The sequence below is a fragment of the Kitasatospora sp. NPDC088134 genome (genome assembly GCF_044741705.1).
Lineage (GTDB): Bacteria > Actinomycetota > Actinomycetes > Streptomycetales > Streptomycetaceae > Kitasatospora.
On sequence record NZ_JBIUTD010000031.1, the window covers coordinates 18,463 to 44,431 of the forward strand.

The 25,969-nt window shown below is 72.3% G+C and carries 20 protein-coding genes and 1 pseudogene; 12 read left to right on the forward strand and 9 right to left on the reverse strand.

The genetic code is table 11. The features are described from left to right. Positions 1–33: 33 nt before the first annotated feature. Both ACIOHG_RS32670 and ACIOHG_RS32675 read right to left on the reverse strand, forming a co-directional pair. On the reverse strand, positions 34–2,385 hold the full coding sequence (locus tag ACIOHG_RS32670) for a SulP family inorganic anion transporter (protein ID WP_400956010.1): 2,352 nt from the start codon (positions 2,383–2,385) through the stop codon (positions 34–36). Positions 2,386–2,698: 313 nt separating this feature from the next. Then, positions 2,699–3,685 carry an ATP-binding protein gene (locus tag ACIOHG_RS32675; protein ID WP_400956012.1) on the reverse strand — a complete coding sequence of 329 codons (987 nt, stop codon included), beginning with the start codon at positions 3,683–3,685 and terminating at the stop codon, positions 2,699–2,701. Between the two features lie 258 nt (positions 3,686–3,943). Here ACIOHG_RS32675 and ACIOHG_RS32680 point away from each other — a divergent pair, with 258 nt between their 5' ends. Continuing rightward, entirely contained in the window at positions 3,944–4,867 is a 924-nt protein-coding gene (locus ACIOHG_RS32680; RefSeq protein ID WP_400956014.1) for an oxidoreductase, read from the forward strand. 466 nt (positions 4,868–5,333) lie between these two features. On the opposite strand, the gene ACIOHG_RS32685 is transcribed toward ACIOHG_RS32680, so the two are convergent. Continuing rightward, positions 5,334–6,137 (reverse strand): HAD family hydrolase, encoded by an 804-nt coding sequence (locus ACIOHG_RS32685; RefSeq protein ID WP_400956083.1) that lies wholly within the window; start codon positions 6,135–6,137, stop codon positions 5,334–5,336. Between the two features lie 777 nt (positions 6,138–6,914). Here ACIOHG_RS32685 and ssd point away from each other — a divergent pair. From ssd to ACIOHG_RS32715, 6 genes and pseudogenes are all read left to right on the forward strand, one after another. Then, a complete protein-coding gene (ssd, locus tag ACIOHG_RS32690; protein ID WP_400956016.1) occupies positions 6,915–8,015 on the forward strand; it encodes a septum site-determining protein Ssd in 1,101 nt (366 codons plus the stop codon). A 375-nt stretch (positions 8,016–8,390) separates the two neighbouring features. Then, positions 8,391–9,128 (forward strand): annotated as a pseudogene (locus tag ACIOHG_RS32695) (CpaF family protein); the annotation flags it as partial. Between the two features lie 107 nt (positions 9,129–9,235). Further along, on the forward strand, positions 9,236–10,687 hold the full coding sequence (locus tag ACIOHG_RS32700; RefSeq protein WP_400956018.1) for a tyrosine-type recombinase/integrase: 1,452 nt from the start codon (positions 9,236–9,238) through the stop codon (positions 10,685–10,687). Further along, positions 10,660–12,645, forward strand: coding sequence for a hypothetical protein (locus ACIOHG_RS32705; protein WP_400956020.1), 1,986 nt, complete (start codon positions 10,660–10,662; stop codon positions 12,643–12,645). Before ACIOHG_RS32700 ends, ACIOHG_RS32705 begins: the two co-directional genes overlap by 28 nt. Continuing rightward, positions 12,642–15,182 (forward strand): hypothetical protein, encoded by a 2,541-nt coding sequence (locus ACIOHG_RS32710; RefSeq protein ID WP_400956022.1) that lies wholly within the window; start codon positions 12,642–12,644, stop codon positions 15,180–15,182. The genes ACIOHG_RS32705 and ACIOHG_RS32710 overlap by 4 nt, the downstream gene beginning before the upstream one ends. Before the next feature lie 41 nt (positions 15,183–15,223). After that, the gene (locus tag ACIOHG_RS32715; protein WP_400956023.1) at positions 15,224–15,586 is read left to right on the forward strand and encodes a hypothetical protein; all 363 of its coding nucleotides are present in this window, start codon (positions 15,224–15,226) and stop codon (positions 15,584–15,586) included. A 120-nt stretch (positions 15,587–15,706) separates the two neighbouring features. Here ACIOHG_RS32715 and ACIOHG_RS32720 read toward each other — a convergent pair whose 3' ends face one another. Further along, positions 15,707–16,294: a hypothetical protein gene (locus ACIOHG_RS32720; protein WP_400956025.1), complete on the reverse strand. Its 588-nt coding sequence runs from the start codon at positions 16,292–16,294 to the stop codon at positions 15,707–15,709. A 275-nt stretch (positions 16,295–16,569) separates the two neighbouring features. Here ACIOHG_RS32720 and ACIOHG_RS32725 point away from each other — a divergent pair, with 275 nt between their 5' ends. The 5 genes from ACIOHG_RS32725 to ACIOHG_RS32745 all read left to right on the forward strand — a co-directional run bounded on the left by ACIOHG_RS32725 (position 16,570) and on the right by ACIOHG_RS32745 (position 20,629). After that, positions 16,570–17,367 (forward strand): DUF4231 domain-containing protein, encoded by a 798-nt coding sequence (locus ACIOHG_RS32725; RefSeq protein ID WP_400956026.1) that lies wholly within the window; start codon positions 16,570–16,572, stop codon positions 17,365–17,367. Between the two features lie 380 nt (positions 17,368–17,747). Continuing rightward, positions 17,748–17,951 (forward strand): hypothetical protein, encoded by a 204-nt coding sequence (locus tag ACIOHG_RS32730; protein ID WP_400956027.1) that lies wholly within the window; start codon positions 17,748–17,750, stop codon positions 17,949–17,951. Further along, positions 17,951–18,619 (forward strand): restriction endonuclease, encoded by a 669-nt coding sequence (locus tag ACIOHG_RS32735; protein WP_400956028.1) that lies wholly within the window; start codon positions 17,951–17,953, stop codon positions 18,617–18,619. Before ACIOHG_RS32730 ends, ACIOHG_RS32735 begins: the two co-directional genes overlap by 1 nt. Further along, the gene (locus tag ACIOHG_RS32740; protein ID WP_400956029.1) at positions 18,616–19,404 is read left to right on the forward strand and encodes a restriction endonuclease; all 789 of its coding nucleotides are present in this window, start codon (positions 18,616–18,618) and stop codon (positions 19,402–19,404) included. Before ACIOHG_RS32735 ends, ACIOHG_RS32740 begins: the two co-directional genes overlap by 4 nt. A gap of 163 nt (positions 19,405–19,567) precedes the next feature. Then, positions 19,568–20,629: a homoserine kinase gene (locus ACIOHG_RS32745; RefSeq protein WP_400956030.1), complete on the forward strand. Its 1,062-nt coding sequence runs from the start codon at positions 19,568–19,570 to the stop codon at positions 20,627–20,629. On the opposite strand, the gene ACIOHG_RS32750 is transcribed toward ACIOHG_RS32745, so the two are convergent. From ACIOHG_RS32750 to ACIOHG_RS32770, 5 genes are read right to left on the reverse strand one after another with little or no spacing between them, the layout of a single operon-like run. Beyond that, positions 20,619–21,827, reverse strand: a complete 1,209-nt coding sequence (locus ACIOHG_RS32750; RefSeq protein WP_400956031.1) for a DegT/DnrJ/EryC1/StrS family aminotransferase — start codon at positions 21,825–21,827, stop codon at positions 20,619–20,621. The two genes, ACIOHG_RS32745 and ACIOHG_RS32750, sit on opposite strands and share 11 nt — an antisense overlap. Before the next feature lie 41 nt (positions 21,828–21,868). Beyond that, on the reverse strand, positions 21,869–22,834 hold the full coding sequence (locus ACIOHG_RS32755) for a phosphotransferase family protein (protein WP_400956032.1): 966 nt from the start codon (positions 22,832–22,834) through the stop codon (positions 21,869–21,871). Further along, on the reverse strand, positions 22,821–23,789 hold the full coding sequence (locus ACIOHG_RS32760; RefSeq protein WP_400956033.1) for a Gfo/Idh/MocA family protein: 969 nt from the start codon (positions 23,787–23,789) through the stop codon (positions 22,821–22,823). The genes ACIOHG_RS32755 and ACIOHG_RS32760 overlap by 14 nt, the downstream gene beginning before the upstream one ends. Further along, a complete protein-coding gene (locus ACIOHG_RS32765; protein WP_400956034.1) occupies positions 23,786–24,430 on the reverse strand; it encodes a dTMP kinase in 645 nt (214 codons plus the stop codon). Before ACIOHG_RS32765 ends, ACIOHG_RS32760 begins: the two co-directional genes overlap by 4 nt. Further along, positions 24,427–25,923, reverse strand: coding sequence for a glycosyltransferase family 2 protein (locus tag ACIOHG_RS32770; RefSeq protein ID WP_400956035.1), 1,497 nt, complete (start codon positions 25,921–25,923; stop codon positions 24,427–24,429). The genes ACIOHG_RS32765 and ACIOHG_RS32770 overlap by 4 nt, the downstream gene beginning before the upstream one ends. Positions 25,924–25,969 lie beyond the last annotated feature (46 nt).

The window sequence follows — 25,969 nt, forward strand, 5'->3', positions numbered from 1 at the left end:
GGCCGGCGCAGGGTTCGCAGGGTTCGCAGGGGTCTAGGCGGCCAGCTCCTGCGGCTGCTCCGCGTGCACCGGGGCGAACCGGCCGGTTGCCGCGTCCAGCACGTAGGCCTGCGCCGTGGCGAAGTCGAAGTACATCCCGACCAGGCGCAGCGAACCCTCCGCCACCCGGCGCTCCACCGCCGGGTTGGCCATCAGCTGGTCCAGCTGCTGCACCACGTTGGTGACGCAGAGCCGCTCGACCACGTCCACCGCCGGGCGGCCCTCGAACTCGGCGGGGGCGCGGTGCAGCCGGGCCAGCGAGCCGCGGCCGTTGCGCAGCCAGCGGGCCAGCGCGGTGGGCGGGCCGTCCTGCTCGGTCACGCCGTCCAGCAGGGCCTTCATCGCCCCGCAGCCGGAGTGGCCGCAGACCGTGATCGAGGCGACCTCCAGCACCTCCACCGCGTACTGGACGGCGGCGGCCACCGAGTCGTCGGCGGCGCCCGGTTCGTGGGGGGCGGGCACCAGGTTGCCGACGTTGCGGACGGTGAACAGGTCTCCCGGGCCGGAACTGGTGATCATGCTGGTGACCATCCGGGAGTCCGCGCAGGTGAGGAAGAGCTGCGAGGGCGTCTGCCCGTCCCGGGCGAGCCGGGCCAGCTCCTGGCGGACCAGCGGGGCGGTGTGCTGCTGGAAGCCGCGGACGCCGTCGAGCAGGCGGACGTGCGGGTCCTCCTCGCGCTGCTCGATGCAGTGGTGGCCGACCCAGGGCGTCCAGGCCCGGCAGCGGTGCGGCCCGGGGGAGCTGCCCGCGCGGACCGTGCCGTCCGGGTCCAGCACGTCCCGCCCCTGGCGGTCCGTCAGCATCGAGACCTGGGCCCCGGTGCCCCGGTGGGCCGTCCGCCAGGCGTGCAGCGCCTCGTAGGCGGCGTGGTCGAGGAAGGAGCCGTCGTGGTGGACCGTCACCCGCGCGCCGGCCGGGACGCCGCCGAGCGCCCTCGACAGCTTGGGGACGGCCGCGAACGTCAGCGGGCCGTGGGTGCGGACGGTGTACGAGCCGTCGGCCTCGGCGAGCACGTCGACGTGGGCGCGGGTCAGCCGGTAGAGGGCGAGCAGCACGGCCACCGAGCCGCCCAGCAGCACCCCGAGCGGGACGCCGAGCAGCACCACGCCGAGCACGGTGGCCAGGTAGACCGGGAACTCGCGGTGCCGGTGCACCCGGCGGATGTGCGCGAAGCTCACCATCTGCACGCCGACCACCAGCACCAGCGCGGCCAGCGCCGCCAGCGGGATGCGGCGCAGCCCGGCCGTCAGGACGAGCGCGGCCAGCAGCACCCAGCAGCCGTGCAGCACCGCGGACATCCGGGAGGCCGCGCCGGCCTGCACGTTGGCGGTGGAGCGGACCGCGCCGCCGGCCACCGGCAGCCCGCCGAGCAGGCCGGACAGCAGGTTGGCGGCGCCCTGGGCGCGCAGCTCGCGGTTCAGGTCGCCGGAGCGGCGGGTCATCCGGTCCACCGCGACGGAGGAGAGCAGCGACTCGACGCCGGCCACCGCGGCGACCGTGAGCACCAGGCCGAGCAGCGTCGCCCAGTGCGCGGCCAGCGGGCCCGGGGCGGGCATCGAGAAGAACCGGTGGTGCTCCCAGACCGGGAGCTCGACCCGGGCCAGCCGCAGTTCGGCGGCCACCGAGAGCGCGGTGGCGGCGGCCACCGCGACCAGCGCGGCGGGCAGTCGGCCCAGCCGGGCGCCGATCCGGCCGGCCGCGCCGGGCAGCCGGCCGAGCCGCGGCCAGCCGTACAGCACGGCGAGCGCGAGCAGGCCGACCAGCAGCGCGGGCGGGTGCGGACCGGCCAGCTCGCCGGGCAGCGAGAGCAGGTCGGCCAGGGCCGAACTGTGCGGCCGGCCGCCGAGGATGACGTGCAGTTGGGCGATGGCGATCGTCAGGCCGACGCCGGCCAGCATGCCGTGCACCACGGCGGGCGAGACGGCGAGCGCGGCCCGGGCCACCCGCAGCGCGCCGAGCAGCAGTTGGAGCAGCCCGGCCGCGACCGTGACCAGGCAGGCGGTCGGCCAGCCGTACTGGGCGATCAGGCCGGCGGTGACCACGGTGAGCGCCGCGGACGGGCCGCTCACCTGGAGGTGGGTGCCGCCGAGCGCCCCGGCGACCAGGCCGCCGACGGCGGCGGAGACCAGGCCGGCCGTCAGCGGGGCGCCGGTGGCGAGGGCGATGCCGAGCGCGAACGGCACGGCGATCAGGAAGACCGCGAGCGAAGCCGGCAGGTCGTGCGCCAGCAGGGCGTGGGCCCGGCCGGCGGGTGCGGTGGCCGGCGGGGCGGCGGGGGTGCCGGCCGGCGGGGCGTGGTCGGTGGTGTCGGAGGCGATGGGTGCGCTGGAGACGTCGAGAGTCATGGTGGTGCCCGTCTTCTTCCGGGGGAACGAACGCAGTCAGGTCCGGCGGTGCTGCCTGGTCGGATCGGCTGTCGTGGGTCGCAGCGGGTGTGGCGGGGGGCGGGCGCGCGGCGAGGGGTGCCTGCGCGGCGGCCTAGTTTCAAGAGCTGGTAAACCGAGAGTAATGAGACCTTTGCACAGCGTGTGCGCGCCGGGGAAGCGCAAAAGGGGCTATTCACCACATCGGGTGGCATCCGAACCGTGCGGGAATTCCTGCGGATACGCCGAAGGGCCGATCCGGCGCGATGCGCGGACCGGCCCCGGGGAGCCGGGTTCAGACGTCGGCGGCGCGGACCGGCTCGGCGCCCAGCACGTACTCCGGGTCGACCTGGGTGGCCAGGTCGACGCCGACCTTGGCGTTGCCCCAGCTCTCCGCGTTGCGCAGGTGGAAGCGGACCGCCTGGGCGCTGTACCGGCGCGGGTCGCGCAGCTCGTGGGCGGCGTCGGCGGCGGCCTTCAGCTCGGCCAGCACGCCCCGGTTCGCGGGCTCCAGCTCGCGCAGCGGCGGCTCGTCCCCGCGCTCCAGTCGACGCACCCAGCCGGACTGCCCGAAGCAGGCGTACAGGTCCTCGCCGACCTCGCGGCGCAGGAACTCCAGGTCGTCCGGGCCCTGCACCTTGTTGCCGACCACCCGCAGGTGGACGTCGAAGTCCTGGGCGTACTCCTTGTACTGGCGGTACACCGAGACGCCCTTGCGGGTCGGCTCGGCCACCAGGAAGGTCAGGTCGAAGCGGGTGAACAGGCCGGAGGCGAAGGAGTCCGAACCGGCCGTCATGTCGGTCACCAGGTACTCGTCCGGGCCGTCCAGCAGGTGGTTGAGCAGCAGTTCCACCGCGCCGACCTTGGAGTGGTAGCAGGCCACCCCGAGGTCCTCCTCGGTGAACGCGCCGGTGGCCATCAGCCGCACCGAGCCCTCGTCCAGCGCGATCGGCCGGGCGCAGGACGCGTAGACCGGGTTCTCCTCGACGATCCGCAGCAGCCGGGAGCCGTGGCCGGGCGGGGTGGTCTTGATCATCTCCTCGGCGGAGCGGATCAGCGGGTTGTCCCCGCGCAGGTACTCCTTGATCTCCGGCAGGTGGGCGCCGAGCGAGGGGAGCGTGGCGGCCTGACCGTCCGTCAGGCCGAGTGCCGGGCCGAGGTGCTGGTTGATGTCGGCGTCGACGGCGACCACCGGGTGTCCGGCGGCGGCCAGGTGGCGGATGAACAGGGCGGACAGGGTGGTCTTGCCGCTGCCGCCCTTGCCGACGAAGGCGATCTTCATCTCTGAGTCTCCGGCTCTGTGGCCCTGTGGGGCTCTGTGGCTTTGCGGTGCGCGGACCCGGTGCGCCGCGCCTGCCGTGCGGTCGGAGTGGCCCTGCTGCCGCGGTGGACGCTTGTTGGAAACCGTTATCGTCACCGATTAGTGCCACATGCTAGCGGTGGTTTGGGGTGTCGCACGTGGGGGAAGAGCGGATTGCCACGAAAGGGTGACCCGGGGGTTGCCTCCCGGCTGCCCGGTGGATTCATTACTCTCGGGTAGGTGACCACAGGAACTGACCCGCTCGCCCCGCTGGCCCTGCTGGCCGGGGTCCCCGAGGCCGTCGCCGAGGTGCGCAGGAACGTCGACCGCCTCTACGGGCACCGCGTGATGCGGCGCCGGGCGGCCGAGGTGACCTCCGAGTCCGCGCTGCGCGGCGCCCGGGCCTCCGCCGCCCTGGAGGGCGCCGACTGGCCGCTGGAGGAGGTCCGCCGCCGCACCGACTTCGGCGCCGACCCCGAGGCCCGGACGGTCGGCGCCGCGCTGCGCCTGTCCGCCGAGGCCGGCCAGCTGCTCAGCATCTGGCGCACCTCCCCGCTCCAGGTGCTGGCCCGGCTGCACCTGCTCGCCGTCGGCGACGGCGACCCGGCCGCCGGTCGGCCGCGCCGCGCCGACGAGCGGGCCGACCCGCTGTTCCCGCGCGAGCTCGCCGCCACCGAGGGCGCGGGTGCGGACGGCGGCCCCTCCGTCGGTTCCGCCGGTTCGGCCGGTTTCGCCGGTCCGGCCGGCGAGCTGCCGCCGCCGCCCCCGCCCGCCGAGGCCGCCGCCCGGCTGGACCAGCTCGCCGGGCTGCTGGCCGCCCGCGCCGAGCGCCCCACCGGCGGCGCGCCCGCGCTGGTGGTCGCCGCGGTCGTGCACGGCGAACTGCTGGCGCTGCGCCCGTTCGGCTCGTACAACGGGCTGGTCGCCCGGGCCGCCCAGCGGATCGTGCTGACCGCCGAGGGTCTCGACCCCAAGGCGATCTGCCCCGCCGAGGTCGGCCTGGCCGAACTCGGCACCGCCGCCTACCGGCAGGCCCTGCTCGGCTACCTGGCGGGCACCCCCGAGGGGCTGGCCCGCTGGCTCACCCACTGCGCCGCCGGGCTCGGCCTCGGCGTCCGGGAGAGCACCGCGGTGTGCGAGGCGATGCAGCGCGGCATGGTCTGAACCCGCCCGCCGTCCGAAACCGCCCGCCCCCGGCCGGAGTTACCCGGCCGGGGGCGTGGGCGTGGGGGGATGGATCGGTGGGACTCGCAGTGATGCGGCGGCGCCCGGCTCCTCCGGGCGCCGCCGCTGGTACGGCGGCCGGGTTACCAGTGCATGCACCGTGTTCTTTGCCCATCAGGCGGGGTCCTGCGCCCGTTCGCCTGGTGCGGCGGCCCGTCAGCGGGTCGGCTGCATGTGGGTGCCCAGTTGTCCGTACATCGGTCCGTGGGGCCTGAACTGCGTTGTCGGTTCGACCTCTTGGGGTCCTTACCGGGTCTCGCGGGCCGTACCCCATTTCTACCGCAGATCGGCCGAAAGGGGAACCCGAAAACGGCCGATAACCTGCCTTTGTTCCGGATCTGTCCGATTCGGCGAACCCTCGCGCCGCGCGCGGGCGGGGCCGCCGGTGGGGCGTCGGCGGGGCTGCTCAGGCTGCTGCGGGGCGCCGCCGCCGGGCGCTGTACCAGAGCACCCCGGCCGTCAGCACCGCCGCACCGACCGCCACCGCGGCCAGCACCGACCGGCTCGGCGCGTGGAACTCCGGGAGCCGGCGGGTCAGTTCGACCGGACGGCTGAACACCAGCACCGGCCACTCGCGGGCCACCGCCTCCTTGCGCAGCGCCCGGTCCGGGTTCACCGCGGCCGGGTGGCCGACCGCCTCCAGCATCGGCAGGTCGGTCGAAGAGTCGCTGTACGCATAGCAGTTGGCCAGGTCGTAGCCCTCCCGGCCGGCCAGCTCGCGGATCGCCGCCGCCTTGTTCTCGGCGTACGCGTAGTACTCGATCTCGCCGGTGTAGCGCCCCTCCTCGACGTGCAGCCGGGTGGCGATCACGTGGTCCGCGCCGAGGAGTTGGCCGATCGGCTCGACCACCTCGGAGCCCGAGCTGCTGACGATCACCACGTCCCGCCCGGCCGCGTGGTGCTGCTCGATCAGCGAGGCGGCCTCGTCGTAGATGATCGGGTCGATCATGCCGTGCAGGGTCTCCGCGACGATCTCCCGCACCTGCTGGACGTTCCAGCCGCGGGTGAGCGCCGACAGGTAGGCCCGCATCTTCTCCATCTGGTCGTGGTCCGCACCGCCGACCAGGAAGACGAACTGGGCGTAGGCGCTCTTCACCACCGAACGGCGGTTGATCAGGCCGCCCTGGTAGAACGGGCGGCTGAAGGCGAGCGCGCTCGACTTGGCGATGATCGTCTTGTCGAGGTCGAAGAAGGCGGCCGTCCGGGGCACGCCGTAGCCGGTGGGGGCGGGCACGGTCGAGGGGCCGGCTGCGGGCTCGGCTGCGGGCTCGGTCGCAGGTTCTGTTGCGGGCCCGGCGGCGGGCGCGGTCGTGGGTCCGGGTTCGGGTTCGGTCTGGCGGTCGACGCCCGGTTCGGTGTTCCGGTCGGCGCCGCGGTCGGCGAAGTCGGCGTTCTCGGTGGTGTCCACGGGAACCGAGGATAGAGGGGCGACCAAAACCGGCGGCCATTCGGTGGACCTGCGGGCGTGCGGGTTTGTGTTTCTGGCCGGTCGGGTACACCATGGAAGTCACGGATCGTTCGCGCGACCGTGCTAACCCGGTCCGGCTCCTCCCCCCCGAGTCGGACCGTGGATAGACGACCCCCGCTCTCCCCCCCGGCGGGGGTCGTCGCATGTCCGGGCCCGTTTTCTTGGGCAGTTGGGGCTTTCGGGAGGGGTGGGGCCGAAGCTTTCCGGGGGTGCTCCAGTGGCTCGTGGGCCGCTGTCGAGGGGTCTCCGCGAGGTCTTCGCAGGCCGGGATTATGTGACGCTGCGTAGTTGTGCGAGTGTCATATTGGTATACCCGATGTGTCAATTCGCAACTGCTTCGTCCACTGTTCGAGTGACCCCGGTTATCCACAGGGGCCGGTTATCCACAGGCAATGGGAACTCGGCCGACACATTCCGCGCAGTCCTTCACCGTGGTGTCCGCGCCGCTCGGCGGAGCCCGTTCCGGGCCGTCGGGTCCGGCGCGACGTCCGACCGTTCCCGCACCACGGGAGGCCCGCCTTGTCCGCTCCGGTCACCGACCCGCACCCCACCGCGCCCGAGCCCCCGCCGGGGCCACTGATCCTCACCGGCGACGAGCAGCTCGCCGAACAGCTCACCCGGCTCTGCGCCGCGGCCGGGGCCGAGCCACGACTGCTCAGCGGCGCCCCACCGCCCGCCCGGCTCTGGGAGGGCGCCCCGCTGGTGCTGGTCGGCGACGACCTGGCCGAGCGGTGCGCGGGCCTGCCCAGGCGGCCCGGGGTGCTGCTGCTCGGCCTCGACCTCGACGATGGGGAGATCTGGGTCCGCGCGGTCCGGCTCGGCGCGGAGCACGTCCTCTTCCTGCCCGACGCGCAGTCCTGGCTGCTCGACCGGATCGCCGACGCCACCGAGGGCGTCGGGCCGCCCGCGCTCACCGTCGCGGTGCTAGGCGGCCGCGGCGGGGCCGGCGCCTCCACCCTGGCCTGCGCCCTGGCGGTCCGTGCGGCCCGGGCCGGGCACCGGACGATGCTGATCGACGGCGACCCGCTCGGCGGCGGGCTGGACGTGCTGCTCGGCGCGGAACGGGCCGACGGCCTGCGCTGGCCCGACCTGGCCGCCTCCCGCGGCCGGATCAACGGGGCCGAACTGGCCAGGGCGCTGCCCGAGCCGCACCGGCTCAGTGCACTGTCCTGGGACAGGTCCGACACCCTGGCCATCCCCGCCGAGGCCATGCGCAGCGTCCTGGCGGCGGCCCGCAGACGCGGTGGCCTGGTCGTCCTCGACCTGCCCAGACACCTCGACGCGGCCGCCGACCAGGCGCTCGAACAGGCCGACACCGCCCTGCTGGTGGTGCCCGCCGAGCTCCGCGCGATGGCCGCCGCGGACCGGGTCGCCGCCGCCGTCCGGATGCGGCTGGCCGACCTCAGGGTCGTCGTCCGCACCCCCGGCCCGGCCGGGCTCACCGCCGCCGACGTCGCCCGCGGCCTGCGCCTGCGGCTGGCCGGCGAACTCGCCCCCGAGCCCGGCCTGGCGCTGGACGTCGAACGCGGCACCCCGCCCGGACTGCGCGAACGCGGGCCGCTGGCCCGGTTCTGCGGCCGGTTCCTGACCGAAGCGATGCCGCCCGTCGTGGCGGCCTGAGGAGGACTCATGACCAACCGTCTGCACGCCGTCGACGACCGGGGCGCGGACTCCCGCGCGGCGGACACTGGAGCGAGGGCCGTCGGTGCGGCGCGCGCCGTCCGGCAGCCGATCGCCCGCACCCACCGCCGGATCGCCGTACCGCGGGCCCGCCACCTGTTCGGCGCCCCCGCCGGGCCGGCCGGGGACGGACCGGTGCCCGAGCCGGACGGGACCGCTCCCGGGCCTCAGCAGGCCCCGCCCGTCCGGTACCTGGTGCGCCGTCAGCAGGGCGCCGCCGCACCGCCCCCGCCGGGTGGCCCGTCGTCGGGCGGGCCGTTGTCGAGTGGGCCGGGGGTCGGCAGGGCGCTGCCCGGCGGGGCGTCGTCCGGCGGGATGCCGGACGAGGCCGCGGCCGAGCTGGTGGACGCCGTCCGGATGCGGCTCGCCGAGGCGGGCGCACCACCCACCGCGGGGTCGGTCGCCGCCGCCCTGCGCGCGGCCCGGCCGCCGCTCGGCGGGGCCGACGTGCTGAACGCGGTCCGCACGCTGCGCGCCGAGATCGTCGGCGCGGGCCCGCTCGATCCGCTGCTCGCCGAGAGCGGCGTCACCGACGTCCTGGTCAACGGCCCGGACCGGATCTGGGTCGACCGGGGCCGTGGTCTGGAACGCGCTCCCGGAGTGCGCTTCCCGAACGCGGACGCCGTCCGCCGCCTCGCCCACCGGCTGGCCACGGCCGCCGGCCGCCGCCTCGACGACGCCCGCCCCTGGGTGGACGCCCGGCTCCCCGACGGCACCCGGCTGCACGCCGTGCTCCCGCCGATCGCCGCCGACTGCACGCACATCTCGCTGCGCACCAGCCGCAGCACGCCCTTCACCCTCGCCGAACTGGTCGCCGCCGGGGCGCTGCCCCCGTCCGGGGCCGACCTGCTGGCCGCCGTGCTGCGGGCCCGGCTCTCGCTGCTGATCTCCGGCGGCACCGGCAGCGGCAAGACCACCCTGCTCGCCGCCCTGCTCGGGCTGGTCCCCGACCACGAACGGATCGTCCTCGCCGAGGACTCCGCCGAGCTGCGCCCGGACCACCCGCACGTGGTCCGCCTGCAGTCCCGCCCGCCCAACCAGGAGTCGCTGGGTTAGGACCAGTATCAATACATGTCTCAGGGAGTTGGCAGAGGGAGCTGAGGTCGGCAGATGAGCCGGTTAGTGTCCAGCTTGCTTGCTATCTCAGTGAGGAGTGGGGGATGAGCTACTACTTCGTATCGAGGGACAAGGTCCGCCGGTACCTGGATGTCGTGCCGGGTACGGACCTTCGGGCCCTGGACGTGGTCGATCGGAAGGGCGCTCTGGCGGACGGCACGCCGTTCTTCCTTGGACCGGACATGCGCCCGCGTGAGCCGCTGTGCTCCTACGCGTTCGAGATGCAGAAGACCCTCGGCGCGGGGTCCTTGGAGGACTACACCTACGACCTGCTGGCGGTCGAGGACTACCTCGCTGCGCTCGATCCGCCGGTCGATCTGCTCTCGGCCACCGAGGACGACCTGGTCGGGTACCGCGACTACCGCACCGAGCACCAGGACAACCCCGTGCAGCCGGGTACATGGAAGCGCAACCGTGCCGCGATCAACAGCTTCTACGGGTGGGCAGTGGACACTCATCTGCTCGACCGGATGCCGTACCTGAAGCGGAAGAACGGTAGGGACGCGCTCCAGTGGGACGTGGTCGTGGAGATGCCCGTCCGGCACCTGACCTATCCGCAGTGGCACCACCTCCATCGGGTCGGGTTCGGCGGCTACCTCCCGGACGGGCGGATGGACCGGAGCTTCCGCGGCCAGGACGTGCTGCGGAACATGTCGGCGGCCGAGCTGGCAGTCACCAGCGGCGCCCGGCAGCGCGAGTTCCGGGCCCTGCTGGACATCGAGGTCGGAGAACCGCGTCTCGACAGAACGCCGGCGAAGGTCAAGCTGCAAGCCATCGCCAAGCGGGGCCGACCGCGTGACCTGTGGATTCAGCACGAGGTGCTCCGCTCGGTGGACCTCTACCGCCGGATCGAACGGGCCGCGACGATCACCAAGGCCGCGCCGACGCTCTACCGAAACCGCGCCAACCTGTTCGTGGTCACCGACGTGGACCGCCGGGCGATGAAGCTGACCGGCCGGCTGCACGGCCGCACCCGCACGTTCGCCATCGCGGCGATGAAGGAGCCGCTGCGGCGGATCACGGTCATCGAGGGCGACCGGGGCCTGGAGCCGATGGCGCTGTTCATCGGCCGGGGCGGGCGGATGCTCGGCAAGTCGCGCTGGCAGCAGATCTTCGACGCCGCCAGCAGCCGCGCGGAAACGATCAAGGGCCCCGTGGTGATGCCACCGAAGGTGACCGCCCACGACTGCCGCCACACGTTCGCCGTCTACATGCTCCAGATCCTCACCGAGCAGTTGGTTCAGGAATACGTCGAAAGCGCGAAGCGGGCGGGCGACGCGGCCACGCCCACCTACGTGTTCAAGCACATCTCCCGCAACCCGCTGCTGACCGTGCAGCGGCTCCTCGGTCACAGCAGTCCGTCCACGACCATGAAGTACCTGTACTACCTGGAGGACACAAACGTCCTGGTCCAACGAGCCCTGGCCGAGTGGACCAGCGCGGACAAGACCTATGCAGACTACGCGACTTGGCTGTCCGACGAGGCGGTGGCCTGATGCCGCGCCGAGGAGAACGCGCCGCTCGGACCGCACCGGTACCCCCGCGCCCGGAGCCGCCGACACCGGATGCGGTCGGTGTCCGCACCGTCAGGAAGAAGCAGAGCGGCCGGACCGAGGCCGCGGCCGCAGTCGACCCGAGCAAGTACACCTGCTCCCGCCTGGCCGCCCAGCTGGCCGATGAGTGGGTCGCCTACGTGCGCCGGGCGAAACTCCGCGACGGGTCGCTCTACGGCCAGACGATCCGCGCGTTCGCCGAGTACGTCGACAAGCACGCCCTGTCGCACGGACTCGACGCGTCGAAGGTCACGCTCAGTGGTGGTCCGCTCGATCTGGTCGAGGTCATCTACGCGTGGGAGGTGTCCTTGCGCGAAGAATACGCGGCGACCTCGACGATGCCGTGGGGCCTGGCGAATAGCCTGCTGGTCCTGATCGACTCCTGCGCTGTGCACGGTGGTGAGGTGTCGGAGCGGCTGCGGCGCCGGGCAGAGAACGGAGCGTCGTTCGGGAAGCCGGAGACCGGGGTGCTGGAGGAGTTCTCCAACGCCGAGCGCCTGGCACTGACGCAGGCCGCACGAGCCGACGTCCGGGCCATGGAGGCACGCCTGTCTCAGGGCCGGCGCCTGCTCGAGATCGGACAGGACCCGCGGCTGGTCCATCAGGGCTGGCACGAGCTTCCGAACCTGGTGTGGGCCGCCCGGGCCGGGCTCCTGAACACCACGACCCTGCGGGACGCGCTGTCGAGCCATACCTACCGCTGGCCCGCTGCACTGCGGGAACTGCTGACTTCGGGCGGCTCTCAGGGCACGATGAACCTGATGCGGGAGGTCAGCGCGCTGCTGTTCCCAGGCGAACTCGATCTCCAGGCGTTCCGCATCCTGCTGACCATGGGGATGGACTGTGCGCCGGAAGAGCTGCCCACGCTGATGCTGCCCGATGTCGTCTTCACCGACGGCGGGGTCCGTCTCGTACAGCAGAAGCTGCGGGCCCACCGCATCCGACAGCGCCTGCACCGGGACCTGCCCGAGCTCGACGAGAGCGCCGACGAACCCCAGGACTTCGCGGGCCAGGGCGTGTGGGACGTGCCGGGCCTGATCCGGCGACTGATCTCCGCCACCGAGCTCACCCGCGTCGTGTTCGCCGTCGACCCGTATCTGATGGTGTCGGTGGAAATCGGCCCGAGGACGAAGGAAGGACTGAGCCTGAGAGCCGCGCAGGTCAGCTTCAAGCTGCCCAAGCGGCGCTTCCCGGACTGGATCGCCGGCCATGTCCGCGAGGACGGCTCTCCTGCCTTGGAGATCTCCCTGCCGCACGACGTCCGGCGCTTCCGCAAGGCCGTGAAGTCGGCCCGAGTCGCCGTCCTGGGCGGCGTTCTGTCCGACCTCGCTGGCGATGACCACCACGTTGAGACGTTCCGAAGCCACTACGGCCACGGCACCACCACCTACACGCTGTCCGGCCGGGCCATCAACCAGGCCCAGAAGACGGTGTTCAGCAAGATCGAGGGGAAGCCGGTGCTCGTCCAGCAGGACGCGGAGAAGGATCTCGCCAAGCCGGCGGCCGCGAGCGCACTGGGCGTCACCGTGCCGCAGGCCGAGGCCCTGCGCGACGGCCAGCTGGACATGGGCCTGGTCAACTGCCGCGATCCGTACGACTCCCCGTACACCCCGGGCACCAAGCTCTGCCATGTCGCCCCGGCCATGTGCATGCTCTGCCGCAACGCGGTGATCTTCACCTCCCAGATCCCACGCCTGCTGATGCTCTCCGACCACATCGAGCACATGAAGACGGTGCTCGACCCGCCGCGCTGGCAGGCGTACTGGGGCAAGCAGGCCGCCGCGCTCGCCGAGGTGTTCACCGAATGCGCCGACCAGATCCCCCAAGCCCGCCAGCAGATCGAGGACGAGCGGCTGAGACTCGACCTGCCGCTGGGCATGCGAACGGAGTACGACCGGTGAGCACTGCCACAGCCCGCCTCCTGCCCCACTCCTCCCGCCAATTCCGCGACGACGAGGAGGTGTTCACCGCCTTCTCCACGATCCTGCCCGGGGTTCCAGTACCGGTCTTCGGACAGACCGACCGGTGGCTGGCAGACTGCCTGCGGCGTCCGTCGAACCGCATACGGGGTGAGTGGAGGCTCCTGTTCCCCACCCGTGACCCGGTGTGGAACCTTCGTGCGAGGGAAGTGTCGTTCGTCCACTGCAACCCCGCCCACGCGGCTGTTCGCGCCGCCGGGATCGACCTGCCCGCCGAACCGGACAGCCTCGGCACGAGCCGGCACACACTGAATAAGCTCAACGGCTTGCGGCGCTGGGCGCTCAAGAGGCAGATGCCCGAGAACCTCGGCCTGTGGGAGCCGGACGACTGGCAGGACTTCATCGACGCCACCGCCGAGCGGGTCGGACCGCAGACGCTGCCCGGCTACGTTGTGGCACTCCGTAGGCTGCAACGTTTCGCCCCCGTCCTGACCCATGGCGGTATGCGCGAGGACCCGTGGCCGGGGGTGCCGGCCACGCGCGTGACCGCCCGCCCCGCCGGTATCGACCAACTGGTGATCACGGCAGCAGACCTCAGGGCCGACGGCGAGGTGACCACACCGTCGGTCCCACCGGCCACCTGGTGGCCGCTGCTGCGGGCGGCATGGACCTACATCCACAGCTTCGCCCCGGACATCTTCGAGGCGAGGGCCCGCGCCCAGCAGGTGCCGGCCGGTCCGAGGGAGACGACCACACAGAAGTCGCGCTCCTCGATCTCCAGGAACGCCGACTACGACCGCAAGCTCCGCCAGTGGCTGGCCGACCCGGCGAACCTTGTCCCCGTACGGGACCGCCCGAGCAACGGCTTTCCCACCGGAAGCGCCCTGTGGTGCTCGTTGAGCCTGATGATCACCGACGGCGCGAACAACATGATCTTCCTGGGTACCAGCGCTCTCGGACGCGCCCGCCGTGACCTTGTGCAACCGGCGCTCGACGCGGGCCGGACCCGAGCGGTCAACCCACGCAACGCCGCCAAGGAGTTGGGGGTCGCCCGCCAACAGCCCCGGCACAAGTACCGGTCGACCGCCGAGCTGAGCGACACACTCGCGATGTGGCTGGCAGACCCGAACAACCTCGTTCCGATCCGCGAGCACGACACGTCGGAGGGCCCCGCGGGCAGCCCCATCGTGAAGGTCCTGGCACGGGTGATCTACGACCTGAACGACACTGGGGTCTTCATGGCCAAGACCCCCACAGCACAGCACCGACTCCGCATGGTCGAAGCGGCCGTGGCGGCCGGCCAGGTGGTCAGGGTGAGCGGTGAGGGCACCGGACGCGATGTCCCGATCGCGGGCGTCGAGTTCAGCCTGATCACGCGGCCGGACGGCAGCTGCGAACCGTGGCGATCAGGCATCACCATGGCCAATCTCGACTACGAACTGCGTATGCTCCGAGCCGCCTGCTACGTGTTCATCGGGGCGTTGAGCATGATGAGGGACAGTGAGATCCAGGAGATCGAGCGAGGAGCCCTCGCCACCTACTACGGGTCCCCCGCCATCCGCTCACGCAAGATCAAGCACGACAAGAACCAACCGGAGAAGCACTGGTGGATCATCGAGCCGGTCGCGCAGGCACTCGCGGTCGCCGAGCAGCTGTCCTGGCACGACACCCACGTCTTCGCCACGATCAGAGGCTCGCAGGCTGACCTGCCATCACGTGACCCCGCCCACCTGCAGGCCGGCCGACGCGGCATCCACGCCGATCAGGCCATCGACTTCTTCATAGCGGGTATCAACGCGAACCACGAGAGGCTGGGACTGGAGCCCATCGCGCCGGCGGCGGTACGACCCCACATGCTCCGCAAGACGATGGCGGTGATCACCGGGCAGGAACCCGACGCGGAGATCGCGCTCGGCCTCCAGCTCAAGCACGCCGCCCGCCGGGCGCTCGCCAACCGCGTCACCCTCGGATACGCGAGAGCCGACAAGGACTGGATCAAGGAGTTCGACCGGCAGCTCGAGTTCGCCGCGGCCCAGAAGCTGGTGGCACTGCTGAAGGCCCGCCGCAGCGGCGAGGACGTGGCCGTCGGGCCAGGCGCCGCCCGCCTACACGCCGGCCTGGACAAGGTTATCGCCGCGATGGACAACGACCCGCAACTGCGAGCCCAGCTCGCCGACGAGAGAGTCCAGACGATCCTCCTGCACAACGAGTTCCCCGAACTGCACCTGGGCACGCTCAACCACTGTATGTGGGACGCCAAGCAGGCCGAATGCCAGAACGCGCTGCCCGAAGACCAGCGAGGCCAGTCCCCGTTGATCGGAGCATGCGAACCGGCACGGTGCCGAAACTCCGTGATCACCCGCGCCCACGCGCCGATCTGGCTCGCCGAGGAGAACGACCTCACCGAGATGGCCAAGAACCGCCGACTGGCCCCGCCGAGGCGAGAGGCCGTCCTGATCCGCCTGAGCGACGTCCAGCGCATCACCCACGCACTCAACGACGAAACGGACAACGACTGATGCCGGTATCCGCCGCGACCGCGACCAAGCTGCGAGAGGCCATGGAAAGGCTCCTGGCGGGGCGGCCCTTGCGCACGGACGGCGCCCTGACCAAGGAGAACCTCGCCCGGGAGGCCGGGGTCAGCCATGCCACGGTCCACCGCGCCGAGGACATCCTCGCCGAGTGGGACCTGAAGGTCGCCCGGCCGGTCCTGCGAACCCCAGGTGAAGTCGAGCGGGACGAGACGATCGCCAAGCTCCGCAAAGACCTGCGCGAGGCCAAGCAGCAGGTCACCGAGATGAACGGGAAGCTCGACGCACTCGCCTCGGTGACCGCCAACCTCTACCGCGAGAACCTCCAGCTCAAGGAGAAGCTGGGCAAGAGCCGCACTGTCGCGGGCCTGCCTAGCAGGCGACAGCCGTGACAGGCTCCAGCCTCTCCTGAGGTCGGAGACCGGTGCTCGGGGAGCGTCCGCGTCAAGCCCTCGATGCCGACCGGCAGGCAGCCCTTGCTCCACGGCCCGTGGCCTGCGGGTCGGCGGCCATCACCGCAGCTGGTGCACCAGCTTCTCCGCCGCTGCCTCGCCGATGTCGGCGACCAGTTCCGCCAAGTCGCCGTCATCCATGCCGGCCAGCATAGAGAGGAGAGCATGACGAGGGACGTCGGGAGTGACGCGAGAGCACATCACCCCGTGGTCATCCATGACGATCCACACGCCGGCGTGCATCCGGTGGTGGGCCTCGCGGCTTTCGGCCTGGTTTTTCGCCCAGCCACCGGCGCCGTGGGCCGGCATGAGTTCGTAGGTTTCCTCGCCGGGCCAGCGCAAGGGGATCTGGCCGCTGCCGATGTGGTGTTCGAGCATGAAGACCGCGTTGACAGGGGCCTCGGGGCCGTAGACGGTGGCGAAGAACTCCAGGTCTTCCAGCAACTGCAGATCGCTGGCGCCGCGCTGGCGGAGCTCGTGGTCCACCAGCCGCCACACGTCCAGGCCGGTGCGGTCGGTGGGAGCCCACAGCTCATAGAACACCCCGTCAGGCCGCTCCTCGGAGAGCGCGAGCGTGGGCTTCAACCTGGTGGGCACGACCGGGGGTCGCCGTGGCCTGCGTGGTTTGCTGATCTTCTGCCTGCCCACGTTGCCGGCCTCCCGCCGCCTCGCTGGTGTCCGCACGGACAACGAGCCCTCTTCACCACCGTCACTGAGCCATCAGGGTGGAGCCAGCCGACCGGGTAGAACTGCTGGGCCGCAAAGGGACTTCGCCACTGTCACCCTCGCGCCCGTTTCCGCGGTGGCATACTCCGTTCGATCACGAGGCGACCGCCCGCCAGATGCCCGAGGTGCCCGCAGGGGGAAGCGTGCCTGGAAGCGAACCACCCGTCGGCCCGTCCCAGCCGGTGAGGCTGGAGCAGTTGCTGCTGCTGGCGGACACCGTACGGGAGACCGAGGCCGAGCTCGCCCTCCGCCGCCGGGTGGACCGGAGAATGCGGTTGTCAGCCGCGGTGGCCGTGCTCGGGTGGGCAGTGGGAATCGTGGGGACCATCGCCCTGATCGGACGGGTCGGCTGGCCCGAACTGGTCCGGATGGACGGTATCTGCGCGGTGCTCGTAGTCGGTGGCGAGTGGGTGAACTGGCGTACGGGAACGAAGGCCGTCCACCGGCAACTGCCGAGCCAAGTGGTTCTGCAAGGACGGCTGGAGAGAGCACGCGAAGCCAAGCGCCACTTCGCCGCCACCACGTATCCGGAAGTGGAGGTCCGTCAGCGCTACTACCGCGAGGATCTCTCGGAGATCATCGCGCAGTACCAGGCGGAGAGCCTGAAGTACCGGAGGCTGCACAACTGGTTCCAGTGCGTCATCACCGTGGGATCGCTGCTGACCAGCACGATCGCCGCGCTGGCGGGCGCTCTGCCTGCCCACCGCTGGACCACGGTCGGCGTGAGCCTGGCGGTCGGCCTGGCGGCGGGTTTCACCGGCTACTTCAAGTTCCGTGAACGCTCGTTCTACCTTCAGCTGACCGCGGACGCGATCGAGCAGGAGGCCAACGCCGCGACCCTGCGCGTGGGCGAGTACGCGGGGCTGGGCACCGAGGGCGAGGCGCTGGCCAGGCTCACCGATCGCGTCGAGGCTCTGCGGGGCGAACAGCGCCGTCGCCAGCAGCAGCTGGACCAGCCGACCGAGAACCACGAGGCGGCCGCCGCGCTGCCGTAGCAGGCAGTTGCCGTTGCCAGCGCGGCCACCGTGCGCGGGCGTGCACCGCCGTGAACCCGCCATCTGTGGCGACGAGGCGTCCGTAGGAGCGACAGCGCCGATTCGCATCCCTCCGCAGGCGGTCCGCATTCCCCAGCCCCGATGCCCGCAGTGGCGCCATGCCTCAGCGGAGCCGGATGGCCTCGAGGCACTGGGACATCGGCACTGGTCATCGCTTCGCCCGGGGCTATGCGCCCCGGCAGGCGGGCCGATGGCTGGTTAACGCCGCACCTGATGATCATTGTTGATGATCAGTCAGGATTTGTCGGAGCCCGCTGCTACACCAATTCCCCAGGGCGGGAACGCATCGGGCGGGCCGCCGGTCAGGGAGGGGAAAGCCCATGGCACCCGAGGGATTCCACTACGTCCGTGGTCACATCCGGCGCAACCCGCGCCCGCGGATGAAGAAGACCAGCGGCTGGGTGATCGTCGCGCTCGTCGTCGGCGGCCTGTGGCTGTATGGACAGGGCGGCGGCTCGGCGACGACCACGAACACCAGCCCGGGCACCACCGCTCCGGCTTCCGCCCCGGCGGCGGGCCACTGATGCGCCGAAAGCTCCGCCGGCTCGGGCTGCGGGCACCGCGTACGGCGCCCGAACGCGTCGCCGCCGCTGTTATCGCGCTGGTCGTCGTGTCGTGGGCCGCGCAGGGCCTGCGGTGGGTGGTCACCGACGGCATGCCCCTGCTCGTGGTCCTGGCCGCTCTCGGCGTGGTGGGCGTGGTCACCTGGTGGTGGCTGCGGCGCGTGGGTGCGGCCGCGCGCCGCGAGCGGCTCGCTTCGCTGCGGCTCAGCCTCGCCCAGCTCGACGCGATGGACGACAAGCAGTTCGAATTCGCCCTGCGCGACCTACTCCTGCGCGATGGGATCGAGGCCCGGCAGGTCGGCCAGCAGGGTGACCAGGCCGCCGACGTGATCGGCCAGGACGCCCGGTGGGGCCGGATCGTCGTGCAGGCCAAGCACACCAAGGTCGGCGGCAAGGTCGGCTCCCAGGTGATGTACCAGGTCAAGGGCACCGCCCAGCCCGTGCACCGGGCCGACGTCGCGGTGGTGGTCACCAACGGGTCGTTCACCCGCGATGCCAAGGCGTGGGGCGACAAGCACGGCATCCACTGGGTGGACCGCGAGGCCCTGCGACGCTGGGCCGAGGGCGGCACCGCCCTGCCCGACCTCCTGCACCTGCCCCGGCGCGGTCGACTCAGGGCGGCGGCATGACGATCGCCAGGACCTCGGCGCTCGCCGCCGAGTCGGCGGACGACGCGCTGGACAGCGTGCCGCCGGGCGCGACCACGGGAACGTCCGGCGAACCAGCCCCGGACAACACGTGGGACTGGCCGGAGGTGGCGATGGTGGCTACCGCAGTGCTGGGCGGGTTGGCCCTGATCGCCGGAATCGTGGTGCTCGGCAACTGGCTGGACAGCATCTGGTGGCCGTCCACCACCGTGCTGGGGCCGGCATGCTTCCTCCTCGCGGTGTGGGGCTACCGGCGAGAGGGCCGCCAGAAGTGGGAGGAGCGACTCCGCCGCACCGGGCTGAAGTACTCCCTCGCGCAACTCGACGCTCTCCACTACCGCAGGTTCGAGTACGCGGTGCGGGACCTGATGCGCCGCGACGGCTTCCGAGCAGAGCGGACCGGCGGCGGTGGGGACGACGCCTGCGACGTACGGGCCGTGGACCCGGACGGGCGGATCTGGGCCGTCCAGGTCAAACACCGGCGTGACGGCGCCGCCGGCAAGAAGATCGGCGTCCCGGTCCTCCAGCAGGTCAAAGGCACCGCCCAGCCCGTCCACGGCGCCACGTTCGCCCTCATCGTCACCAACGGAGGCTTCTCCTCCAAGGCAGTCCCATGGGGCAAGACCCACGGCATCCATCTCGTCGACCGGCACCTGCTGGAGACGTGGGCGGCCGGCGGCGGACTGCTGTGGGACCTGATCGACAACCTCCCCGCGCCCAAGCGCCACCCCTCCGACTCCGACCACAAGAAGGCCCGCCGAAAGTGAGAGGCCCGCCCCGCCCCAACCCCCAGAGCGGGCCCGCGACGGCACCGCACAGCCAGGGGACACCCAGTGGGTTGAGAGCCTGTGCCGGTCTGTGCGCGGCCAGGCCGGGTTGGGGTGGACGAACCGGCCTCGCAGGGCCGCGTCCTCCGCTAGCCTGCATTGGGTGACGGAAGCGATGGACGACCCCTCGTGCGGCTCGCGCTACAGCATCATCGAGGAGGACCTGGTGGTCCTCTGCGAGTCCTTCGGGCTCGGTGAGGTCCAGGCGTGCCGCTTCCTGCCCAACGGCCTGATGAACGGCAACTGGCGGCTCGAGACGGCAGACGGCGCGTTCGCACTGAAGCGGATCATGGACGTGCCGCTGCCGCTCGCCCGCCGCAACCTCGCCGTCATGTCCGAGCTGGCCGACGCCGGAGTCCCGGTCGGACGGCCGATGGCCGCCCTCTCTGGGGAGACCGTGGCAGAGGTCGCGGACCGCGGCTACTGCCTGATCCCCTGGCTGGAAGGCGGCCACCAGCCGGGAACGGAACTCACCCTGGACCAGGCCGGAGACCTCGGCGTCCTGCTCGGCCAGATCCACCGAAGCCTGAACGACGAGCGGACCACCCGCCTGCTGCCGCCGGCATCGGAGCCCCCGACAGCCCCGGTGATCACCCCGTACTGGGCGCGCGTCGAAGCGAACCGGTATCTCGCGCGGATCGCCGCCCTGGACAGCCCGACAGCCTTCGACACCGAGGCCGCCCAGGCGCTGGGCGAGCGCAAGGTACTGCTCGACAAGTACGCCCACTTTCACCCCACCACCGAGGTGGCGGCCGGCCCGGCGGGTTGGACCCACGGTGACGTGCAGCACCGCAACGTGCTGTGGCGCGACGGCAAGATCGCCGGGGTGATCGACTGGGACCGCATCCGCGTGCGCCCGTTCGGCGAGGAAGTCGCCCGCACCGCCACCGTGCAGTTCGGCGGCGAGGACGGCTTCCTCGACCTGGAACGGACCTCCGCGTTCGTGGCCGGCTACCGGTCGGTGGTGCAGCTTCCGGTGTCGGCCCTGGCGGACGCGGTGGAGCGGCTGTGGTGGAAGCGTATGTCGGACTACTGGCAGCTGGTCTTCCACTACGACCGCGACGACCACTCGTGTGACCACCTGTTCCTGCCCGCCGAGCGGCTGCTGGCCTGGTGGACCGAGCGGCGCGAGGTGGTGCAGGAGGCGTTCGCGGCTATGCCGTGACCAGCGTGCGGACCAGCACGGCGGCCAGCGCCTCGGCGACCTGCTCCATGTAGTCCGGCGCGGGGATCTGCGGCACCTTGAGGACGATCATCTGCCGCATCGCCCGGTGGAAGTTGGGCAGCTCCTCGCGGGTCGGCGGCCGGTAGGGGCTGTGGGTCAGGTGCGGCCAGAAGCGGGCTGCGAGCTCGGGGCGTTGGAGGAGCGGGGCCTGGGTCCAGTCCTCGTACAGGGAGCGGACGGGAACGCCGGCGGCCTTGAACCGCTTGCTCAGCTCGGCCGGGTCCGGCACGCGGACGCCGATCGTCAGCGGGGTGCCGTACCAGCCGCGCACCGACAGTTCGCCGATCTCGGGCCAGGCCAGGGGCACGTCGTACTCCTCCAGCGCCTTGCGGAGGGTGGCGAGGTTCTGCTCGGCGGCCAGCATCCGGTCGGGCAGCGATCGCAGCTGCTGGCGGGCGATGACGGCGGACAGGGCGGGCATCCGGTACTTGTAGGCGGCGCCCGTGGTGGCGAACGGCTTCAGCTCGGGCAGGGTGAGCTCGGCGGCGAGGCGGGCGGGGTGGTGGCCGAGGGTGAGGGCCCGCTCGTAGACCTGGCGATCCGTGGTGGTCAGGATGCCGCCCTCGCCGCCGGAGACGGCCTTGGACTCCTGGAGGCTGAAGCAGCCGGCCGCACCCCAGGACCCGACCGCGCGGCCCTGGTAGAGGGCTCCGTGGGCGTGCGAGCAGTCCTCGACGACCGGCAGGCCGGTGGCCTTGGTGAGCTGATCCATGCGGGCGGGGATGCCCCAGGTGTGGGTGGCCAGGACCGCCGAGCAGGCGTCGGCGGCCTCGGCGACGGCGGTGGCGGCGATGTTCGGGCTGTCGGGCTCGATGTCGCAGAAGACGGGGTAGCTCCCGGCCTGGAAGACGGCGGTGATGGCGGAGACCCAGGTCATCGGGGAGACGGCGACACCGGCCTCGGGGCCGGCGCCGACCGCGTGGAGGGCGGCGTGCAGGGAGGCGGTGCCCGAGTTGAACGACAGTGCGTGGCGGGTGCCGGTGAGGCGGGCGAAGGCGGCTTCGAGGGCGTTGGTGGCCGGGCCGCGGTTGATCTCGGAGAGGTGGCCGTCGTCGAGGAGCTTGAGAACGGCGTCCTTCTCGGCCTGGCCGTACTTTGGCCGGCGGGGGAACGGGAGGGTGACGGCGGGGTCGTTCACGGGTGTCCTTCCGGGCAGGGGCAACAGGATGTTGGGCGGGGTTACGGGCGGCGGCGCGCGTCGGAGTCGGCGTCGGGGGTGATGCGGGGGACGGCGGCGAGGTGGCCGTGGTCGAGGTCGTCGAGGTCGGCCTGGAGCTGGGCGGCCCGCAGCCGGACCATGTCCGTCTCGTCGCAGGAGGCGTGGACGTGCAGCAGCGAGTAGGCGATGCGCAGGCGGAACAGGACCAGCGACAGCAGGCGGTCAGCGGGGATCGGGCCGTCGAAGTAGCCGTCGAGCAGGGCCTCGGTCATCGGGGCGGGTTCGCGCAGCGACCAGCCGGCGAGTTCGGCCAGCGGGTCGCCGCCGCGCACGCTCTCCAGGTCGACGACGCCGGTGATCTGCCGGTCGTCGGTGAACAGGTGCCGGCCGACCCAGTCGCCGTGAAGGAGCCGGGGCGTGCTGCGGGGCAGGCGGCCCGATCCGACGTCCAGGATGAAGCGGGTCCGGTGCAGCAGCCGGGCCAGGTCGAGGCCGTCGATGTCCGGGATACCGCGGGACGCGAGGCTGAGGAACCAGCCCTGAATGGTGGCGTGCTGGCCTATGCCGTGGCCGTCGAGCTGGCCGAAGCTGCCGACCTCGATGGTGTGCAGGCGCCGGAGCACCTCGCCCGCGCACCTCGCCGCGTCCAGGTCCTGCGGCGTGGGCGGTTCGGCTTCGATAGGCCGGCCGGGGCAACGGGTCTCCACGCACGCTTCCCGGCTGTGCCAGAGGATCTCGGCGGCCGGGATGCCGACTTCGCGCATGCGGGCCGAGGCCCAGGCGGCGGTCGGGTAGCGGGAGCGGCTGCCCGACCGGCGGACCTTGACGACCAGCTGGTGGCCGTCGCGGGTGGTGGCCGCGAAGGGGAGGCTGTCGGTGCCGGACTTGAGCGGGGCGAAGTGCGCGTCGGCGGTGTCGAAGCCCGCCGCGGCGAGAGCGTCGACCAGCAGCGGGTGCGGTCGGCTGATCACGTCAGGGGCGGGCATCGGGCACCTCCGGCACGGGGACGGGGCGGCGGCTGGTGGCGGAGGCCAGGGCGGCGTCCAGCAGGGCGATGGAGGCGAGGTTGTCGGCGGCGGGCACCGGCAGGCGGCCGCCCTGGTGGAGGGCGTCGACCATCGCGGTGATGCACCGCTGGTAGGCCGGAGGCCCGGCCTCGGGCGCGTCCCGTTGACGGTTGGGGTCCGGGGCCCACCGGGCGGCGAAGCCCCGGCCCTCCACTCGCCAGTCGCCGTTCGCGTCGGTCCGCAGGGCCGGGTCGACGATGTACCCGCCTCGGTAGGTGAACAGGGAGCCGTCGGCGAAGTGGACGGTGATCGCGGCGATCGAGCTGTGGGCCGCGAGGAAGCCGGTCATCGTCTCGGTGCAGGTCACTTCGATGGGCGGCGCGGTGATCAGCCCGCGGACCTGGTCGAAGGCGTGGACGGCGAGGTCCGTGGTGACGGGCAGGTGCTGGCCGCTGCGGAAGCCCGGGCCGGGCAGGGTGACCAGCGTGTCGGCGGTGACGGCGAACGGCGCATGTCCGCCGAAGCGGACCGTGTCGGCGAAGGCGAGGAAGTCCGGGTCGGCGCCCCGGTTGTGCATGACGGCCAGCAGCAGGCCGCGCTCGCGGGCGAGGTGGACGAGGTCGAGGGCGTCGGGCAGGTTCAGGGCCAGCGGCTTCTCCGTCAGGACGTGCAAGCCCTGGGCGAGCGCCGAGCGGCTCACGGGGTAGTGGAGTTCGGGCGGGGTGAGGTTGACGACGACGTCGGCCTCGGCCTGGGCGAGCGCCTCGGGAAGCGTCGTGGCGACGGCCGGGCTCAGCCCGTAGCGGGCGGCGAGCACCCGTGCCGCCTGCTGGTCGGGGTCGACGAGGGCGGTGATCTCGATGCGGCCGTCGGCGAGCAGGGAGCGGACCCAGCGGCTGGCGATGGCGCCGCAGCCGATGATCGCGGCCTTCACGACGCCTCCTTGAGCGGGTGCGGCCCCAGCGCCGGGCCGGGGCGGTGCTGAGCGGCCTGGTGGCGGTTGACGTAGTCGAGGGCACGGGCGGTGAGGTCGCCCGGCGAGCCGCAGTCGGCGTCGAGCAGGACGACGGCCGGGGCGAGCGGGTGGGCGAGGTAGGCGTTGAAGTGCTCGCTGAAGTGCCGGTCGTAGAAGATCGTCGGCATGCCCTTGCGCAGGCGGGCCCGGCGGGCGAGCACGTCCGGGTCGGCGGTGAGCACGATCGTCAGGTCGGGCATCGCCACCGGCCGGCTGGTGACCAGGCGCCGGGCCTGGTCGTCGCAGTCGAAGCCGTGCATCCGGCCGACAGCGTGGGCGTGGGCGAGAAGGGTGTCCACGGTGCGGTCGAGGATCACGTCCCGGCCCTCGATGTGGGCCTGCCTGGCCCGGGCGAGCCGCAGGTCCTCGACTTCCAGGAACTGGGCGATGTTGGCCAGCTGGTGCTCGGCCGTGAACGGCTCGGGGGCCGGCAGCCGGGTGGAGTCGGGGCTGGCGTGGTAGTAGCAAGGGATGACGGCGGGCCGGTTCAGGTGGGGGGCGAGCTGGGCGGCCAGCGTGGTCTTGCCGACGCAGCTGACGCCCTCGATGCCGAGGATCACGCGAACTCCCTGTCCGTGGTGGTGGATGGGGCGGTGCGGCGGTTGCTCTTGGGGGCGAGCGCGGTGTGCCGGGTGCCGGTGACCGCCCAGCGGCCGAGCGCGGTCAGCGGGCCGACGCTCTTGAGTAGGAGCCCGGCCAGCGTTTCCGTGCTCCGCACGGCGGTCTCCCGCCCCGTCAGGGGGCGATCTTCAGCAGCGGCGAGTGCGCGGACCGGTGCGATGGTGACCGCCCAGAGCGCGGTCGCGGCCACCGCCCGGACGGGCAGCCGCGTGCGTGGGCCGAGCGCGAGGGTCAGGCAGAGCGCGGTGGCCGGGGACACCAGCAGCCAGGCCATGCCCCGGTAGGCGCCGATGGTCAGGGCCGCCGCGTGGTCGGCTCGGCGGCCGTGGCCTTCGGCGTGCCAGCGGGTGGCGCACTGCGGGTAGTCGAGGTAGCTCTGGAACCAGCGCTCGCTCTGGGCCAGCAGCTCGCTCAGGTACTCGGCTGCCGGCACGGTGGTGGTGAAGGGCAGGCTGTCCACCGGGACGCGGTCCAGGGTGAGCCGGTAGCCGAAGGCGACGTCGTCGAGGACGGTGAAGGTCGGCAAGCCCCCGACTTGCCGGAAGACGTCCGTACGCACGAGGAGGCCGTGGCCGACGGTCTGGGCCAGCCCCGACAGACCGGGGGTGGTGTGCGGGCGGCGGGCGGCGTCGGCGTGCCGGCGGAGGTTGGGGATCTCCCGGCGGAGAGTCCACAGGGTTTGGGCGCGGGCGGCGCCTCGGCACAGGCTCCGCTCCCACCAGGTGCCGGCTGCACCCTGGGTGGAGAAGCGGGCGGACTGCTGGACGATGCACGGGAGTTCGCCGTCGTCGGCCCGGCGGTGGGCCAGGAACTCGGCGGTCCGCGCCAGCAGCTCGCGGCTCGGGCGGGAGTCCACGTCGTAGACGGCGACGTACTCCTGGCCCGGTTCGGCGGTGGCGAGTTGTTCGACGGCGGCATTCACCTGCGCTGCCTTGCGTCCGTCGCCCCGGTAGTGGACGTGCCGGATCACCGGGTCGGGCTCCGGCAGGCGTGCGAGTTCCGCCGTGACGACGTCCGCCGTGGTGGGGAAGCCGGACAGCACCTCGGTGGCCACGGCATCGGTCAGCGCGCTCTCGCCGGTGCCGGTCAGGGCCTTGCCGAGGGCGGCCAGCTCGTCGCTGGTCAGCTGCGGGAAGTGCTCCACCGTGAGGTCGGCCGCCGTCGCCCCCGCCAGCTGGGCGGCCAGGTGCTGCCGCTCGGCCTCTTCGCGGGCTGTGGTCACCAGGGTCAGCGTGGAGCCGGGGAGGTCGCGCAGGAGAGGGACGAACCAGGCCAGTGCGGCGGTGATCTGCTGTTGCTCCCGCAGCACCGGGACGATGACGTGCAGCACCATCGGCTCCTCCGCCCGTCGGTCCCCAGCCCGCGCGGGCCGGTCGACCCGGGCCAGCGTCCGGCGGACCTGCCGGTGCCCGTTCAGGTTGCGCGTGGCCACGGCGGCGGCGATCCACCAAGTGGCGCTTCGCCACAGCGGTTTGCGT

What these genes read in the sequence shown, in the direction of transcription:
- ACIOHG_RS32670 (WP_400956010.1), bottom strand. Translation starts at nt 2,385, where the DNA reads ATGACTCTCGACGTCTCCAGCGCACCCATCGCCTCCGACACCACCGAC.
- ACIOHG_RS32675 (WP_400956012.1), bottom strand. Translation starts at nt 3,685, where the DNA reads ATGAAGATCGCCTTCGTCGGCAAGGGCGGCAGCGGCAAGACCACCCTG.
- ACIOHG_RS32700 (WP_400956018.1), top strand. Translation starts at nt 9,236, where the DNA reads ATGAGCTACTACTTCGTATCGAGGGACAAGGTCCGCCGGTACCTGGAT.
- ACIOHG_RS32715 (WP_400956023.1), top strand. Translation starts at nt 15,224, where the DNA reads ATGGAAAGGCTCCTGGCGGGGCGGCCCTTGCGCACGGACGGCGCCCTG.
- ACIOHG_RS32730 (WP_400956027.1), top strand. Translation starts at nt 17,748, where the DNA reads ATGGCACCCGAGGGATTCCACTACGTCCGTGGTCACATCCGGCGCAAC.
- ACIOHG_RS32735 (WP_400956028.1), top strand. Translation starts at nt 17,951, where the DNA reads ATGCGCCGAAAGCTCCGCCGGCTCGGGCTGCGGGCACCGCGTACGGCG.
- ACIOHG_RS32740 (WP_400956029.1), top strand. Translation starts at nt 18,616, where the DNA reads ATGACGATCGCCAGGACCTCGGCGCTCGCCGCCGAGTCGGCGGACGAC.
- ACIOHG_RS32755 (WP_400956032.1), bottom strand. Translation starts at nt 22,834, where the DNA reads ATGCCCGCCCCTGACGTGATCAGCCGACCGCACCCGCTGCTGGTCGAC.